17 protein-coding genes are annotated in these 17,335 nt (G+C 42.6%); 14 read left to right on the plus strand and 3 right to left on the minus strand.

Features of this window, described 5'->3' with window-relative positions; genetic code table 11:
* Positions 1-63: 63 nt before the first annotated feature.
* Complete coding sequence (gene purL, locus HHA43_RS03765) at positions 64-3,900, minus strand: phosphoribosylformylglycinamidine synthase (RefSeq protein ID WP_168460133.1); 3,837 nt, start codon at positions 3,898-3,900, stop codon at positions 64-66.
* A gap of 308 nt (positions 3,901-4,208) precedes the next feature.
* Between purL and HHA43_RS03770 the strand changes: the two genes are divergently transcribed.
* The 3 genes from HHA43_RS03770 to ruvB all read left to right on the plus strand — a co-directional run bounded on the left by HHA43_RS03770 (position 4,209) and on the right by ruvB (position 7,561).
* Positions 4,209-5,552 carry a deoxyguanosinetriphosphate triphosphohydrolase gene (locus HHA43_RS03770; RefSeq protein WP_168417784.1) on the plus strand — a complete coding sequence of 448 codons (1,344 nt, stop codon included), beginning with the start codon at positions 4,209-4,211 and terminating at the stop codon, positions 5,550-5,552.
* Positions 5,553-5,664: 112 nt separating this feature from the next.
* On the plus strand, positions 5,665-6,267 hold the full coding sequence (gene ruvA, locus HHA43_RS03775) for a Holliday junction branch migration protein RuvA (RefSeq protein WP_168460136.1): 603 nt from the start codon (positions 5,665-5,667) through the stop codon (positions 6,265-6,267).
* Between the two features lie 286 nt (positions 6,268-6,553).
* On the plus strand, positions 6,554-7,561 hold the full coding sequence (gene ruvB / locus HHA43_RS03780) for a Holliday junction branch migration DNA helicase RuvB (RefSeq protein ID WP_168460137.1): 1,008 nt from the start codon (positions 6,554-6,556) through the stop codon (positions 7,559-7,561).
* Positions 7,562-7,627: 66 nt separating this feature from the next.
* Here ruvB and HHA43_RS03785 read toward each other — a convergent pair whose 3' ends face one another.
* Positions 7,628-8,206 carry a hypothetical protein gene (locus HHA43_RS03785; RefSeq protein WP_168460138.1) on the minus strand — a complete coding sequence of 193 codons (579 nt, stop codon included), beginning with the start codon at positions 8,204-8,206 and terminating at the stop codon, positions 7,628-7,630.
* A gap of 227 nt (positions 8,207-8,433) precedes the next feature.
* Here HHA43_RS03785 and ybgC point away from each other — a divergent pair, with 227 nt between their 5' ends.
* From ybgC to pal, 6 genes are all read left to right on the plus strand, one after another.
* Positions 8,434-8,841, plus strand: a complete 408-nt coding sequence (ybgC, locus tag HHA43_RS03790) for a tol-pal system-associated acyl-CoA thioesterase (protein ID WP_004971791.1) — start codon at positions 8,434-8,436, stop codon at positions 8,839-8,841.
* 26 nt (positions 8,842-8,867) lie between these two features.
* Positions 8,868-9,566: a protein TolQ gene (tolQ, locus tag HHA43_RS03795; protein WP_168541720.1), complete on the plus strand. Its 699-nt coding sequence runs from the start codon at positions 8,868-8,870 to the stop codon at positions 9,564-9,566.
* Positions 9,566-10,018 (plus strand): protein TolR, encoded by a 453-nt coding sequence (gene tolR, locus HHA43_RS03800; RefSeq protein ID WP_168541722.1) that lies wholly within the window; start codon positions 9,566-9,568, stop codon positions 10,016-10,018. The genes tolQ and tolR overlap by 1 nt, the downstream gene beginning before the upstream one ends.
* Before the next feature lie 3 nt (positions 10,019-10,021).
* A complete protein-coding gene (tolA, locus tag HHA43_RS03805; RefSeq protein WP_168541724.1) occupies positions 10,022-11,257 on the plus strand; it encodes a cell envelope integrity protein TolA in 1,236 nt (411 codons plus the stop codon).
* 195 nt (positions 11,258-11,452) lie between these two features.
* Positions 11,453-12,736 (plus strand): Tol-Pal system beta propeller repeat protein TolB, encoded by a 1,284-nt coding sequence (tolB, locus tag HHA43_RS03810; protein WP_168541777.1) that lies wholly within the window; start codon positions 11,453-11,455, stop codon positions 12,734-12,736.
* 71 nt (positions 12,737-12,807) lie between these two features.
* Positions 12,808-13,377 carry a peptidoglycan-associated lipoprotein Pal gene (gene pal, locus HHA43_RS03815; protein ID WP_168541726.1) on the plus strand — a complete coding sequence of 190 codons (570 nt, stop codon included), beginning with the start codon at positions 12,808-12,810 and terminating at the stop codon, positions 13,375-13,377.
* A 219-nt stretch (positions 13,378-13,596) separates the two neighbouring features.
* On the opposite strand, the gene HHA43_RS03820 is transcribed toward pal, so the two are convergent.
* Positions 13,597-13,782 (minus strand): NF038105 family protein, encoded by a 186-nt coding sequence (locus HHA43_RS03820; RefSeq protein WP_168417776.1) that lies wholly within the window; start codon positions 13,780-13,782, stop codon positions 13,597-13,599.
* A 177-nt stretch (positions 13,783-13,959) separates the two neighbouring features.
* Between HHA43_RS03820 and HHA43_RS03825 the strand changes: the two genes are divergently transcribed.
* The 5 genes from HHA43_RS03825 to HHA43_RS03845 all read left to right on the plus strand — a co-directional run bounded on the left by HHA43_RS03825 (position 13,960) and on the right by HHA43_RS03845 (position 17,241).
* Positions 13,960-14,931, plus strand: a complete 972-nt coding sequence (locus tag HHA43_RS03825; RefSeq protein WP_168541728.1) for a class 1 fructose-bisphosphatase — start codon at positions 13,960-13,962, stop codon at positions 14,929-14,931.
* 54 nt (positions 14,932-14,985) lie between these two features.
* Positions 14,986-15,762 (plus strand): TrmH family RNA methyltransferase, encoded by a 777-nt coding sequence (locus HHA43_RS03830; protein WP_168417774.1) that lies wholly within the window; start codon positions 14,986-14,988, stop codon positions 15,760-15,762.
* Between the two features lie 156 nt (positions 15,763-15,918).
* Entirely contained in the window at positions 15,919-16,533 is a 615-nt protein-coding gene (locus HHA43_RS03835) for an RNA polymerase sigma factor (RefSeq protein ID WP_168417811.1), read from the plus strand.
* Positions 16,530-16,850 (plus strand): hypothetical protein, encoded by a 321-nt coding sequence (locus tag HHA43_RS03840; protein WP_168417773.1) that lies wholly within the window; start codon positions 16,530-16,532, stop codon positions 16,848-16,850. The genes HHA43_RS03835 and HHA43_RS03840 overlap by 4 nt, the downstream gene beginning before the upstream one ends.
* Positions 16,840-17,241, plus strand: coding sequence for a DUF3106 domain-containing protein (locus HHA43_RS03845; protein WP_168460147.1), 402 nt, complete (start codon positions 16,840-16,842; stop codon positions 17,239-17,241). Before HHA43_RS03840 ends, HHA43_RS03845 begins: the two co-directional genes overlap by 11 nt.
* The last annotated feature ends 94 nt before the right edge of the window (positions 17,242-17,335 follow it).

Genomic DNA, 17,335 nt, shown 5'->3' on the forward strand with positions numbered 1-17,335 from the left:
AGATAAAACAAATAAGCCACCTGAAGGTGGCTTAATCTGCATCATTATCAAATTAGCTCAAGCTTAACCAATAAACTTACGTGCATTGCGGAACATACGTAACCACGCACCATCTTCAGTCCATTCTTCAGGTTTCCAAGAATGTTGAAGTGCACGGAAATTACGTTCAGGGTGCGGCATCATAATCGTTGCACGACCATCGGTTGAAGTCACCCCAGAAATAGCATCTGGTGAACCATTCGGGTTCATTGGATAATGCTGCGTTGCATTTCCATGACTGTCCACATAACGTAAAATTACTTGGTTGCCTGCATTCAATGCAGCCAAATTCGCTTCTGGTGCAACGACACGACCTTCACCATGCGCCACTGCGATTGGTAAAATTGAACCTTGCATATCTTGTAACAAGACAGAATTCGATTTTTCCACACGTACGTTAACGCTACGTGCCTCAAATACTTCTGAAGTATTACGATGGAAACGTGGCCACGCTTCTGCACCCGGAATTAATGGCGCTAATTGTGACAACATTTGACATCCGTTACAGATACCCAATGAGAAAGTTTCTTGACGGTTAAAAAATTTCTCAAACTGATCACGCAGTTTCGGGTTAAACAACACAGATTTTGCCCAACCACCGCCAGCACCCAATACGTCACCGTAAGAGAAGCCACCACACGCCACTAAACCTTCAAAGTCGTCTAAATCGACACGACCTGCAAGTAAATCACTCATGTGTACGTCAACAGTGTTAAAGCCAACTTTGTCAAACGCTGCCGCCATTTCTACATGACCATTCACACCCTGCTCACGTAAAATCACCATATTAGGACGACGTGTGTTGATATACGGTGCTTCTACAGGCTCATTTAAATCAAAGCTTGGTTGTGCAATTAAACCCTTGTGTGCTTTATCGGTAATTAATGCAAACTCTTGATCAGCAGTTTCTGAGTTATCACGTAAACGTTGGATTTGGTGGGATACTTCAGTCCATGCCACTTGCAAGTCTGCACGTTCAAGTACCAAACCATTTACAGTAAGTTGGTCTGTGTTATTGACGGTACCCACGACTGTAATTGCATCTTTCAAAGTAGATGCAGCAACTTCAGCAGCTAAGTCAGCCCAATCTGCTTTAGAGATTTGTAGTACTGCACCAATTTCTTCAGCAAACAATGCTGCAACAGATTGATCTTCAAGTGCCACACCTAAACGTGAAGCAAACATCATTTCTGCAACAGTCGCCAATAAACCACCATCACCAATGTCGTGATAGGCTTGGATCAGACCACGTGCATTCCAATCTTGCACCAACGCAAAGAAAGCTTTGAACTCATCAAAATTGTCTACATCTGGTGTGATTGAACCAATGGCTTTATACACCTGTGCCAAAATTGAACCGCCTAAACGGAACTGACCTTTAGACAAGTCAATGCGTACTAACACTGAATCGGTATTTTTTAATTCAGGAGTTAATGTTTTGCGTACATCGGTTACAGGTGCAAAGGCTGTGATGACACCTGACATTGGTGAAGTTACAGATTTTTCTTCGCCTTCGTCATTCCAAGTGGTACGCATAGACAATGAGTCTTTACCTACTGGAATTGCAATACCGAGTGCAGGACACATTTCCATACCAATGGCTTTAACACCTTCAAACAAGGCTTGGTCTTCACCTTTTTGCCCTGCTGCCGCCATCCAGTTTGCAGATAATTTAATATCGCTAATCTGATCAATTTTGGCCGACATGATGTTAGAAATTGATTCTGCCACTGCCAAACGTGCAGATGCTGCTGGGTTTAACAATGCTACAGGCGGACGTTCACCCATTGCCATTGCTTCACCTGTGAAGCCTTGCAAGCTAGTTGTGGTCACCGCTGCATCCGCAACAGGGACTTGCCATGGGCCAACCATCTGATCACGTGCAACCATACCGGTAATTGAACGGTCACCAATGGTGATTAGGAATGATTTAGAAGCAACTGTTGGATTTTTCAAGACGCGGTAAATCGCATCTTTCAGATCGGTGACTTGTGCCGCAGCAAAGTCATCCCCTTTACGCTCAATGCTTTCATACGAACGGCTCATGCGAGGTGTACCACCTAACATAACCTGCATTGGCATATCTACAGCTTTGTTTTCAAATAGCGGGTCTTCAACCGTTAAATGACGCGCTTCAGTCGCTTCACCCAATACTGCAAACGGGCAACGCTCACGCGCACAGATCGACTCAAATAATTCTAAAGAACTTGGACGGATAGCCAATACGTAACGTTCTTGCGCTTCGTTTGACCAAATTTCCATAGGCGACATGCCAGGTTCTAAAGATGGAATCTTACGCAAATCAAGTACTGCGCCCAATTCGTGATCATTCACCAATTCAGGCATTGCGTTAGAAATACCACCTGCACCAACGTCATGCACCGATACGATTGGGTTGGCATCTTCCAAACGCCAGCAAGTATCAATCACTTCTTGGCAACGGCGTTCCATTTCTGGGTTTTCACGTTGTACTGAAGCGAAGTCAAGGTTTTCACCCATTGTACCGCTATCTACAGAAGATGCAGCACCACCGCCCAAACCAATTAACATGGCTGGACCGCCTAAAACGATGAGCAAGTCACCTGGCTGAATTGGATCTTTTTCAACATGATCTGGACGAATGTTACCGTAACCACCTGCAATCATGATTGGTTTATGGAAGCCTTTGACTTCACCATTCACGTTTTGCTCAAAAGTACGGAAGTAACCATTTAACGCAGGACGACCAAATTCGTTGTTGAATGCTGCACCACCCAACGGGCCTTCAATCATAATTTGTAATGGCGATGCCATACGTGAAGGTTTACCGTAATTTTCTTCCCAAGGCTGTTCAAAACCAGGAATGTTCAAGTTAGATACAGTAAAACCTGTCAAACCAGCTTTTGGTTTACCACCACGGCCTGTTGCACCTTCATCACGGATTTCACCGCCCGAACCTGTTGCAGCACCTGCAAATGGAGCAATTGCCGTTGGGTGGTTGTGAGTTTCCACTTTCATTAGAATGTGGGCAGCTTGGCTCTTGTACTTATAAACGTAGTGACCTGTCGCTGCGTCTTTTTTCGGATAAAAACGCTGAGTATCAAAACCCACAATGACCGAAGCGTTGTCTTTATAGGCAGATAAAACATCTGTAGGTGATTCTTTATAGGTGTTCTTAATCATTTGGAACAATGACAATGGCTGTACTTCGCCATCAATTGTCCATTCAGAACCAAAGATTTTGTGACGGCAATGCTCAGAGTTAGCTTGCGCAAACATCATCAATTCGATGTCATGCGGATTACGACCTAACTTGATAAATGCATCAGTTAAATAATCAATTTCTTCATCAGACAATGCAAAACCAAATTCGCTGTTGGCTTTTACCAGCGCAGACTTACCTTCGCCCAAAATATCAATGCTGTTGAGCGGTTTTGGCTCAGTTTCAGTAAATAACGCTGCCGCATCATCTATATGATTGAACACACTTTCAGTCATGCGGTCATGCAATACTTGTTTAACTTCATTCGATACCGCTGAAATACCTTTCAGGGTGAACAAAACACCACGCTCTAAGCGGTGCACAGGTGTATTACAGTTAGCAAAAATATCTGTTGCTTTTGATGACCACGGTGAAATTGTACCCACACGTGGAGTGACTAAAATTTGAACTTCATCACTTGCAGCTTGGCGTAATTCAAAAGACGCACCATCGTTTAAAAGCTGTAAAGCAGATTGCTGTTGTTGCTCGTCGAGCGCTTGGTCAAATAAATAAACCCATTGGCTATCGAAAGATTGAACAGAACTCATTGACGCTAAACGGTTTAAGAGTTGAGTTTTCTTAAAAGAAGAATGTGCAGGTGCACCGGCAACGATAAACATGCTGATTTTGGCTCCACGGGCTGATCTTTTGGACCATGCCACAATGTGACTTGAAGAGAGCGCATATTCTACTGTGAAATGCCCAAATCAGCTAGATGGCAAAACAGTTTTATTGCTGCGTTTCAGCAGCAAAACTTCTGAATATTGAGATAAAGCATAGATTTCCGATGGTTTTGCATCTTAGATGATTCTGCCATTTTAGAAACACGTTAAAGCTGTATTTTAAAAGACAACTCATGTCGCACTCCCCTAGAGCTTTTGCATTTTTTTTGGCATGATGCAAACAAGCACATAGTGAATAATGATAAATGACTCAAATGCGTTGGTTAGAACTGCTTTCTACAGTTCGGATTGGTAGTAAAAAACAAAGTACAGAACAGGCGCGCAGCCCTTTTCATAAAGATTATGACCGTATTATTTTTTCGCAAAGTTTTAGACAGCTAAACCGTAAAACTCAAGTTCACCCGCTGACACAGCATGACGGTATCCATACTCGCCTAACCCATTCTTTAGAAGTCTCTTGTATTGGACGCTCTTTAGGTATGTTGGCCGCAGAAAAAATTAAAGACCACTTACCCATGTGGATTTCCCCTGCCGATGTCGGTGCCATTATTCAAGCGGCTTGTTTAGCGCATGATATTGGCAACCCACCTTTTGGACATGCTGGTGAATATGCCATTCGCGAATGGTTTGATGATGCCTCACACGGTAACTTTCTTGCCAAACTCAGCGATGAAGAAGAAGCCGATGTACGTCAGTTTGAGGGCAATGCGCAAGGCTTACGTCTACTCACCAAAATTGATTATCACCCAAATGATGGCGGCATGCGCTTAACCTATGCCACCTTAGGTGCATATTTGAAATACCCTTGGCTCTCCAAAACCATTGCAGAACAAGGCAATCGCCCTGCCAACCAACGTGCAAAGTTTGGCTGTTATCAATCAGAAAAAGAGATACTCCAACAAATTGCAGAACAGCTTGGACTGATTCAATTGGGGGATTATCACTATTGTCGTCATCCACTCACCTATTTGTTAGAAGCAGCCGATGATATTTGCTATGCCCTGATTGATCTAGAAGATGGCATTATTCTAAATATGCTCAGCTATGAAGAAGTTGAACCAATTTTTCTAAACCTGATTGGTGAGTATGGCATCCCTGAAGAATTGGCGATGCCGCGTACCACATGGCAACAGAAAATTGCAGCTTTACGTGGTCGGGTGATGAAGCGTTTGGTCGATGAAGTCACCACGGCTTTTGCTAAACATCATGTAGAAATTTTAATGGGCCAACTACAAGGCAGCCTATTACAGTATTGCTCGGCAGATATTGAAGTTGGTATTAATCGCGCCAAAGATTTAGCCCGTGAGAAAATTTTTGAGCATCCACAAAAAGCGGGGCTTGAAATTATTGCACATCAAAGTTTACAAAATATCTTGGATGCGTTTATTCCATTGACCACACCACATAAAACCCTCAGCTTTAAAGAGCAGCGTTTAATGTCTATTTTGCAGCGTGCAGGGGCAGATTTTGCGCATAATCATTATGAAAATATTATGCAGGTCTTAGATATTATTTCTAAGTTTTCTGATCACCAAGCCTATAATTTGTCACAGGAGTTACAGGGCAATAAGGTCGGACTACTTGGATGAATACGTTGCATACAAACAACATCATCACGCAAATACAGATTTTGCCTTTTAGGGCAAGGCACTCTAGTATGCAAACCTTAATTCATTTAAAACCAATGTGTGAAGCATAAATATGATCGGATGTCTTATTGGCGAAGTGTTAGCTTTGGAAGCACCAACCGTGTTGCTGAATGTCAACGGTGTGGGTTATGAAATTGACACCCCACTCACCACATTTTGCCAACTTCAAAAAGGGCAAAAAATCACCTTGTGGACACATTTAGCAGTACGTGAAGATGCACAATTATTGTATGGTTTTTTAGATGCACAGGAAAAAACCATTTTCCGCACCTTATTAAAAGTAAATGGTGTCGGCCCAAAAATGGCTTTAGGGATTTTATCGACCTTAAGTGTGGAGTTGCTGATTCACACTGTAGAGCATGAAGATATTAACACTTTAATCAAAGTGCCGGGCGTGGGTAAAAAAACTGCTGAACGCTTGATGATTGAATTGCGTGACCGCTTTAAAGCCATGTCTAGTGAAGCAACCAGTCACAATTCTACAACCACCCAAATTCAGTTCACAGGTAACTCTGCTGTTGCTGAAGCCGAAGCTGCACTGCAGTCTTTAGGCTACAAACCTGCGGAAGCGCAAAAATTAATTAATGCAGTCAAGGCCGATTTTACCGAAGCCAGCGACATTATTCGGGCGGCATTAAAGTCGATGAATCGCTAAGCACACATTAATATTACCTGATTCACTTAATCTGATACGCGACGAAGTCATTCGCAACTGTTTGAGGCAGGAGGCATTTGCACAAAAATGTTTCTGCGATATTATCGATACGAATCAAAATTCGACGAGTTTTGCGAATGACAATGGTTTTGCTTACTTTTGCCTAAACAAAAGTAAGGCAAACCGCAGGTTATTCCTCATATTAAAGTTCTATTGGAAAGACTCCGTCAAAAATGTTTTGCGAGACTTCTAATTAAAATCAGTTTACATAAAGTTTAGATCGCCTATGCAAGACCGTCTCATCAGTGGTTCTGAAAAACCCGAAGATCAAATTGATCGTGCCATCCGCCCAACTTCCCTCGATGACTACATTGGGCAACCTGTAGTGCGCGAACAAATGGAAATTTTCATTGGTGCAGCACGTGGCCGTGGTGAAGCGCTTGACCATACCCTCATTTTCGGACCACCCGGTTTAGGTAAAACCACACTGGCCAATATTATTGCCCGTGAAATGGGCGGCAATCTTAAATCCACTTCAGGGCCAGTTTTGGAACGTGCAGGCGACTTAGCCGCCATGCTGACCAATCTTGAAGAAGGCGATGTGTTATTTATTGATGAAATCCATCGCCTTTCGCCTGTGATTGAAGAAATTTTGTACCCTGCAATGGAAGACTACCAGCTTGACATCATGATTGGTGAAGGACCGGCAGCACGTTCCATTAAACTTGATTTACCCCCTTTCACACTTGTGGCAGCCACCACCCGAGCAGGTTTGCTGACCTCTCCATTGCGGGATCGTTTTGGCATTGTGCAGCGTTTAGAATTTTACTCGGTTGAAGATTTGACCCATATTGTTAAACGCTCGGCCAACCTGATGGATGTACCAATGACCGATGCAGGCGCCAAAGAAGTTGCTCGTCGCTCACGTGGTACACCGCGTATTGCGAACCGCTTGTTGCGTCGTGTACGTGACTATGCCCAAGTCAAAGGCACGGGTGAAGTCACGCAAGACATGGCACAACGTGCGCTAGATATGCTCAATGTAGATAAAGATGGTTTAGACACCTTAGACCGTCGTTATTTATCAATGCTGTTAGAGCGTTTTGATGGTGGCCCTGCAGGCGTAGAGGCACTGGCAGCCGCTATGGCCGAAGATTCAGGCACACTGGAAGATGTCATTGAGCCATACCTCATTCAGCAAGGTTATGTGATGCGAACCGCACGCGGACGTATTGCCACCAATATGGCTTATTTGCAATTTGGCATGACACCGCCTGAGCCGAAAGAAAAATAACTTCAAGGGAGTTCATCTCCCTTTGAACTCTTAAACATTTAAATCAGTTAGGTCGGTAGCTAGACCCTAATTTTCGATGACACGCACATCTTCAACCAACATCAGTTCACATGCCCCCGCGCCTGTATCTTCACGGCTTAAAGAGCTGCGCCATTGCCAACCATCTGCGGCAGTGACCTCAACCAATTTACCTTTCAAATAAATCAAATCATCTTCATCTATACGCTTTAATTGTGTAGCAACAGCAGAGGTTGCAGGAATTAAGTGGGTATTGGCACTCAATCGTGCAATCTCTTGAACAGGAATAGGCGGTGTTTGTTCATAACGCCAATGATACCAACGGTTGCTTTGACGAATAGACAGCTGCTTATAAACTTCTGGCTTTGCCATTTCACCCCATCCTAAGGCAAAATCGACAGGGCTAAGTTCAGCTTCACGTCCAAAGTTGTAATCTTCACGTGCTAAAACACGAAACTCCCCTGCATAAGTTTCTAAAGTACGAATGTTATAACCTTTAAACTGATGGATTTGCTGCGTGGATTGATAACTTGCAGAATCAGAAATTCCATCATCTGACTGAAATAACACTATCCACAACGCACACAAAATTGCGATAACAACCAAAAATTTAATTAACCGACTCATGCATTTCTCATTTCAATTGATCATCTGCATGAAATACGCAGCCAGATAATTTTAACTTAAAAGCATGTTTGAAATCTTGTGCCATTGGACCAAGCGGTGAGAATGATAAACTGCCACGCGGTACACAGCTTGACTTCTAGACTTATTCACGTCACTTTCACAGACACGGCTTAAGCTATAGACATTGCTGACTCAACAACTTTGCAACATAGAAGCGGAACACGATCATGGCGAATAAATTTGAATTTAAAATTCGTATCTATATGGAAGATACCGATGCAGGCGGTATTGTTTACCACGCTAACCATATTCGCTTTATGGAACGTACCCGTACCGAATGGCTTCGTGCATCGGGTGTTGATCATTACTGGCATCAACAAGACTACAATTTTGTCGTACATAAAATTAATGTGAAATATTCACGTCCAATCTTAATGGATGACCTGATTACTGTTACAGCAAGTGTAGTTTCGTGTAAAGCGTCATCATTTGTATTGCAACAAAATATTTATCGTGGTGAAATCATGCTTGCATCTGGTGAGGTTGAATTGGCCTGTCTGGGCTCAGATATGAAACCGCGTCGCCTGCCAGATGAAATTCGCAGCCTTATTCTGAAAGAATTAGGACAAGATTAAAAAAATGAATTGGCACATGTGTAACTATGGCAACACAACTCGAATCATCTCTTCAAGTATCAGATCTTATTTTACAAGCAAGTCCTGTTGTTCAGCTGGTAATGCTGTCGCTACTTTTAGCATCATTATACAGCTGGTATCTGATTGCCAAGTTACACATGAGCTATAAAAAAGCACAGGCAGATGATCAACATTTCCAAAAAATCTTTTGGTCTGGTGCAGAGCTGAATACGCTGTATAACAACGCTCAGCTCAATTCAAAACGTGTTGGCTTAGAAGATATTTTCTATCAGGGATTGGGGGAGTTTTTAAAACTTAAAAAACGCCACGCCCCTGCCACACAAAGTATTGAAGGTACAGAACGTATTTTACGTGTAGGTTTAAGCCGTGACCAAGCTCAGCTAGAACAAGGCTTAGGCGCACTGGCCAGCATTGGTTCTGTCGCACCGTATGTGGGTTTATTTGGTACAGTCTGGGGCATTATGAATGCCTTTATTGGACTTGCTGATGTTGACCAAGTCACACTAGCAACCGTTGCGCCAGGTATTGCAGAAGCCCTCATTGCCACAGCTATTGGTTTATTTGCTGCCATTCCTGCGGTACTTGCCTTTAACCATTACACAGCTAAGGGCGAAGGTATTTATTCAGATCGTGCCCTATTTGCTGAAGAAATGGTGGCCTTATTACAACGTCAATCTTTAGGCAACACTAAGGATCACGACTAATGGCCATTCAACGCTCAGGACGCTTCGAGCGCATCAAAAAACCACTGAAAAGTGACATGAATGTTGTACCTTATATTGATGTCATGTTGGTGTTGCTTGTGATTTTTATGGTTACCGCACCTATGATTACCAGTGGTATTCAGGTCGATTTACCGCAAGCCAATGGTAATCCAATTGAATCTAAAGATGCTTATGCTTTGGTAACTTTAGATAAAGATGGGCGATACTCCCTGAAATATAAAGATGTTAGTTCTAACCAACCTATTTCACTTGAAGAACTTACAACAATACTCACTCAAGCTCAGGAACAGGCTAAGTCAGAAAATAAAGAGTTTAGAGTAGTTATTGAAGGCCACAAATCACGCCCTTATGGTGAAGTGATATCACTGATGAACACACTTCAAAATACAGGTTTAACCCAAGTTGGATTGCTGACCGAGCCTTTAAAGTAATTTATGAAAGATTTTAAAAAGCCACCTTTTCAACAAAAAGCTATTGCGATTGGGTTCACCGTTGGTGTCCATATTATCGCTGTGGTTGGCTTGCTTTATTTGGGTATGAGTAAAGCGCCTGAGCCACCTAAACCCATTAAAACCGTACTGATTAAACCCGAAGATTTAAAACCATTATTAGAAACTGAATCTGCCGAAACGACACATGAAAATGTAGCGGAGCAAATTACTCAAACTGCTGAACCTGCTCTTGAACCTGCCCCAGTCATTCCGACACCTGCAGCGACTCCAACGCCACCCGAACCTCAAGTCGATACACAAAAAGCAGCGCAAGCGGCAGAAGCTCAAGCACGTGCAGAACGTCAAGCTGCTGAAGCAAAACAAATTGCAGCACAACAAAAAGTCGAAGCTGAACGCTTAAAGGCACAACAGGCACGTGCTGAAGAACGTGCGCAACGTGAAGCTGATGCTAAAGCAAAAGCTAAGGCTGATGCTAAAACACGTGCTGAAGCTGAGGCTATACGCCGTAAAGAAGCCGAAGCGCTAAAAAAAGCTGAAGCCGCAGAAAGACGCAAACTTGAAGCCAATGCAGCAGAAAAGCGTAAAGCGGAAGCTGATGCAAAAGCGAAGGTGGATGCAGAGGCAAAACGTAAAGCTGCAGCGGATGCTAAAGCCAAAGCAGATACAGAGGCAAAACGTAAAGCCGCGGCAGATGCTAAAGCCAAAGCAGACGCAGAGGCAAAACGTAAAGCTGCAGCAGACGCTAAAGCCAAAGCGGACGCAGAAGCAAAACGTAAAGCTGCAGCAGACGCTAAAGCCAAAGCGGACGCAGAAGCAAAACGTAAAGCAGATGCCGATACAAAAGCCAAGGCAGATGCCGAAGCGAAGGCTCGTGCTGATGCAGAAGCCAAAGCGTCTGCCGCTAAACAAGCCGCAGAAGAAGCCGCACAGAAAAAAGCTGAAGTACGCCGTATCGCTTCAACAGCTAAACGTGATTTTGAAAATAAAATCAAACGTGCGTGGGATACCCCTGTGGGTTCATCGGGCAAACGTGCAACTGCGCGTGTGACTCTAAGTGACAGTGGTGCAGTGCAATCTGTAGTGGTCAATTCCAGTGACCCAGACATGAAAGCCAGTGTAGAAGCTGCAGTTCGTGCTGCTGCGCCTTATCCAATGCCATCTGACCCAGATGCACGCCGTGAAGCACGCAGCTTCACCTCAACCTTTACCGCACAATAAGCTAAAATAGTCTGAGTAAAATCATTTACTCAGACTCTCCCCTAGAAAAATATTCACGACTTTAAATAAATTTCATTTTTCACAGTGTTATAACAGTTTTATTATACATTCATGCTTTCATTCCCAATAAAGCATGCCATTATGTACAACAATTACATCCAAAAAAGTTATGTTGATTTGAGAAAATAGCGAATGATGGAAACAACGCGTAAACACCTACTTTGCCTTGCCGTTTTAACTGCACTCAGCCCAGTTTTAAGCACACAATCTTTTGCCCAACTGCATCTAGAAATTGCCAAAGCACCAGAAGAAGCACCACAAATTGCGATTGTGCCATTTGGAAACGATCAAAGTATTTATCCCATTGTTGAAAATGATTTAAATCGTTCTGGGAAATTTACCAGCTCATCTAAAAACCTTGCTGCAACAGCAGGAATGAACCACCCGAATGCCGCTGCATGGCAAGCGGCGGGTGTACCTTATGTCGTTACAGGGAATGTCAAAGCCACAGCAGCAGGAGGCTATGAAGTTCATTACCAACTGTACGATGTACAAAAACAGCAATATTTGTTGAATGAGCTATTAAGCGTACCTGCTTCACGGGTGCGTTCTGCCGCACACATGATCAGTGATGCCATTTATGAAGCACTCACTGGTATTAAAGGTGATTTTAGTGGACGTATTGCCTATGTGCTACGTAATCCTGCAACACCTGAGCAACGCTATACTCTACAAATTGCCGATACTGATGGTGAGCAACCCAAAACTATTTTGACTTCGCGTGATCCGATTTTATCGCCTGCTTGGACACCTGATGCTAAAAAAATTGCCTATGTGTCGTTTGAGACTAAACGCCCTGCAATTTATGTTCAGGACTTAGCCACAGGTCAGCGTGAAAAATTAGCCAGTTTCCGTGGTTTAAATGGTGCTCCAAGTTTCTCACCAGATGGTCAAAGCATGTTGTTCACCGCATCTATGCATGGCAATCCAGAAATTTATCAAATGAATTTGAACACCCGTGCACTGCAACGCATGACCAATGACAGTGCGATTGATACCGAAGCACGTTATGCCCCAGATGGTAAATCCTTTATTTATACTTCAGACCGTGGTGGCTCAGCGCAAATTTATCGTTATGACTTTGCTACAGGCAGCAGCAAGCGCGTGACCTTCCGTGGTGCATTTAATGCACGCGGTACACTCAGTGCCGATGGTCGTAAACTAGCATTGGTACATCGTCCAAGTGGTAGTAACTATAAAGTTGCGATTCAAGACATCAACACCAGCATCACCAATATTTTAACCCCTACCAGTTTAGATGAGTCGCCAAGCTTCTCGCCAAACGGACAAATGGTGGTATACGCAACACGTGAAGGTGCACGCGGTTTATTGTCGATTATGTCTTTAGATGGTCGTTTCCGCATGAACTTACCAAGTGAACAAGGTGAAGTTCGTGAACCTGCATGGGCGCCAAAGTAATTCAATCATGCAAGTAAATACTTTTTCAGTTCTGTTTTAAAACCAAAAAATCAAGCTTCATGGAGATGAGGATGAACGCAGTTAAATTATTGGTACTCCCTGTTTTGGCATCGGCTTTAGTCATGACAGGCTGTGCAAACCGTAAACCTGCTACAGACTTACAAGCGGGTCAAAACCCAAGTGGTGCAACGACAGTCAATACCCAAGGCTTGAGTGAAGATGCCGCTTTAAGTGCGCAAAACCTTACAGGTGCATCAGCCAAAGGTGTTACTGAAGCCAACAAAGCTTTCTTAGCAAAACGTGTGGTGCATTTTGACTACGACAGCAGCGAATTATCAAATGACGATTACCAAACTTTGCAAGCACATGCACAGTTTTTAATGGCCAATGCCAACTCTAAAGTTGCACTTACAGGTCATACCGATGAACGCGGTACCCGTGAATACAACATGGCTTTGGGTGAGCGTCGTGCTAAAGCAGTTGAAAGTTTCTTGATTACCAACGGTGTCAATGCAGGTCAGCTTGAAGCTGTGAGTTATGGCAAAGAAATGCCAGTCAATCCAGGGCACGATGAAAATGCCTGGAAAGAAAACCGTCGTGTAGAAATTAACTATGAAGCCGTACCGCCATTATTAAAATAATGGTCGTTATGTTTTGAGAAAGCATTTCTAGACTTTTTAAGAAGTGTTTTCTCAAATCCAATAAAAAGCGCTCTGAAACAATTTGTTTAAGAGCGCTTTTTATTTGACTTACTATTTTGACTCACTATATTCCTAGGATTGCAATCGCAATTTAAAAACTTAGCAAACTGAATATGTTGAGTCCTAAGCGTTTGATATCTGAAAATTATTTAAAACAATTTACTCAGACTCTGCATCTGATTTAGCCGTTTGCATAGATTCAATCAAATCATGCTTATTGAACTTTTTATATTCAGGTTTAGACTCGTAATCTTTCCAAGCTGCTTTCATCTTGTCCTCAGAAATATCGTCTAAACTAATCCCTTCGCTCGGCGTTGGAGTCGCATCAAACTTTAACGTTGTCATATCTGTGCTCCTATCTCAAATTAAATCCTTCACATCAACATAGCACTTTCTACAAGACTTGCAAGGGTAAAATCACAGCAAATAGTCGAGTTTAATTTTTCTTTTAACGCGTTCTCATCTAAACTATTGCAGCATATTGTTATCCTCATTTTTGCAGTTATTCGGAGTTTTCCAGTCATGTCATACCGTACCCTTTCCCAATTTCTACAACAACAAACTGGAAATTTAACACCCGAACTTGCTCAAGTAATTGAAACCATTGCCAATACCTGTAAAACAATTGATCAAACATTACAGAAAGGTGCTTTGGCAGGTGTATTAGGCAGTGCACAAAATGAAAACGTACAAGGCGAAGAACAAAAGAAATTAGATGTCATTTCAAATGATTATTTAATTGAAGCATTACAAAAACACCCAAATGTTGGTGGTTTGGCTTCTGAAGAATTAGATGAATTCACCCCTGCTCAAGAAAATGGTCAATATTTAGTCTTGTTTGACCCACTAGATGGCTCAAGCAACATCGACATCAATATGTGTGTGGGTACAATTTTCTCCATTTTACCTGCAAAAAATGCGGTGACTCAGGCTGCAGACTTTATGCAAGCAGGCACACAACAAGTGGCAGCAGGTTATGTTCTTTATGGCCCATCCACTATGATGGCGCTCACTGTTGGTGCAGGCGTGGTGTTCTTTACCTTTGATCCAGAAAGCCAAGAATTTTTAGTGACTGCAGACAATATTCAAGTTGCAGCAGACACCAAAGAATACGCCATTAACGCATCTAACCAACGTCACTGGGAAGCGCCTGTAAAACGCTATATCGATGAACTTTTGGCAGGCAAGACTGGCCCACGTGAAAAAGATTTCAACATGCGCTGGGTAGCATGTATGGTGGGTGATATTCACCGTATCCTTTGTCGTAGCGGTATTTTCATGTATCCATACGACCTAAAAGACCCAAAAAAAGCAGGCCGTTTACGCTTAATGTATGAAGCCAACCCGATGAGCATGCTCATGGAACAAGCTGGTGGTGCTGCAACTACAGGCCGTGTGCGTATTTTAGATATTGAACCAACCGACCTGCATCAACGTGTACCTGTCATTATTGGTTCAAAAAATGAAGTCGATTTAGTCAGCAGCTATCATTAATCATTTTTCAATAACAGCAATTGGTATTGCGCCAATTGCTGTGGATTTTATCGCATGCCTACGATTTTTTTAGAATCAAAAGATAACCCAAAAATTAAACACTTACGTGGTTTAATTGAGCAAAATAGCTATCGTAAAAAACAAGGACAAACTGTGCTTGAAGGCACGCACTTGTGTCTTGCGTGGTTACATGAAAATAAAAAGATCAATTCGATTTTCACCACAGAACATGCACTCAGCCACCCTGACTATGAACGTATTTTGGCAAAATATACTGGCGCAGTCTTTGTTATTAGTGAATCGTTATACAAAGATTTAAGCACTTTAGGTACTTCATTGGCTTGTTTAGCCATTGTCGATTTACCAAGCTCAAGTCAAACGCTCGACTTTAAAGCAGACACGCTGATTTTAGAAAATGTGCAAGACCCAGGCAATGTAGGGACCTTATTACGTTCTGCAGCCGCTGCTGGGATTGAACAAATTATTTGCACCAAAGGTTCTGCATCACTCTGGTCACCACGTGTGTTACGTGCAGGCATGGGTGCACATTTTAGCTTACAGACTTTTGAAAATGTCACACTGGAAGAGGTTTTACCCCAATTTCAGATTCCGGTATATGTAACCAGCTCACACCATGCAGAAAGCTTGTATAGCAAAAACTTGCGTAAAGCCTGTGTCTGGATTTTGGGCAACGAAGGACAAGGTGTGTCAGACTATGCCTTGCAACATGCACAAGCAGTAAGCATTCCACAACCTGGTGGTCAGGAATCCTTAAATGTTGCGATTGCAGGTTCTATTTGTTTCTTTGAAATGGTACGCCAACGTCTGTAAATGGTTAATTTATTTTAAATAGACTAGCCCTGTAGAAAAAATAGATTAGACTTAAAATAATAAATTTTAATGTCAACCAAACCATTGTTTTTAGCGTTATATAAGTATGATGTTTAAAATAATGGTGGGTATCCAATGACAGGATTTTCCATCTCTATGGATTTAAACCCGAAGTCGTCACACTCGGAAAATTTGAGTGCTCTAAAGAGTACGGCTGAACAACGTCTAAAAAATTTTATGCAGGATGTGACTGGGCGCGCTTTAGTTATGATGGAAAGTGCAACCCAAGGACAGCATGGCATTGCCATGGATTTAGTTCAAGAAGCCTTTATTTCCTTACATAAATCTTATGCAGATAAAGCCACAGATGAATGGTATCCCCTGTTTTACACGATTTTAAATCACAAATTACAAGACTGGCGACGCAAAGAAGCGCGACGTGCACATCCCTTTTCATTGTTTAAGAAAGTCAGTTTAGATGATGACGATGTCGAACAACTCGATATTGTGGATGAACAAGCACTCAATCCAGCTGAGTTTTTAGACCAGGCCGTCACTGTAGACGAAATTCAAGCAGCAATTGCAAAGCTTCCTGTACGTCAACAACAAGCTTTTATGTTACGTGCATGGGAAGGCTTTGACACACACACCACAGCACAAATTATGAATTGTACTGAAGGCAGTGTAAAAACCCATTATCACCGTGCCATTCAAGCCTTACGTAACAGTTTGGCACACATGAATCCAAATCTGGGAGGGTCATCAGAGTGAAACAAGATGATTTCTTAAAGCAAGTCACTTCCAAACTAGATGGGCTCGCTCACCATCATCAAGACAAAGCAGCAGTCATGAACCATGTCTTAGACCATATTCAAGACAAGAAAAGCTCGCGCTATGGACTCTGGAAAATGTCAGGCTTTGCTTTGGCAGCAGCGATTGCGGGTTTTGTGGTCTTGCCAAACTCAATGGAAATGACCACAGCACCACAAAATCAAGCTGTGTCTGTACCTAAACTTTCTCCACAAATGGTGGAAGATTTAGAAATGTTAATGGTGTTAGGTGAGGACAAAGTTCCACATGGCAGCTAAGCGAATTGTATTTGCGTTTTGTGCACTTGGTTTTCTGCAAACTAGTTTTGCAGGGTTTGAGCGTTTTTGGATTTTTTCCAAAGATGCTGACACGCAAATTGCAGAAACTTGGGAAACGCTGTCTGAAGAAGAACAGATGGCGCTAATTAAGCGTTATCAAAATCTGAAAGAAATCCCTGCAGATAAAAGTGTGGCTTTACAACAACGCATGGATTGGTTTACCCAATTGCCTGAAAGTGAAAAGCAAAAAATGCGTGAAACCTGGCAAAAAATGAGTACGCAGGAACGCAGAGAATTAGGTCAACGGCTACAACAAGCCACACCAGAGCAACGCCCCTTGATTCGTCAAGAATATATTCAAAAATATCAACCAAACATCGTCAATCACTAGAATGGGTAAATAGCACGCCTATGCTCGTAAAAGACATAATCTTTTGTGCATATTTCTAGAAATAATTAATTGCTCACATAAAAAAAGAAGCCCG

Source organism: Acinetobacter sp. A2, assembly GCF_012371325.1.
In the GTDB taxonomy this organism is placed as follows: Bacteria; Pseudomonadota; Gammaproteobacteria; order Pseudomonadales; family Moraxellaceae; genus Acinetobacter.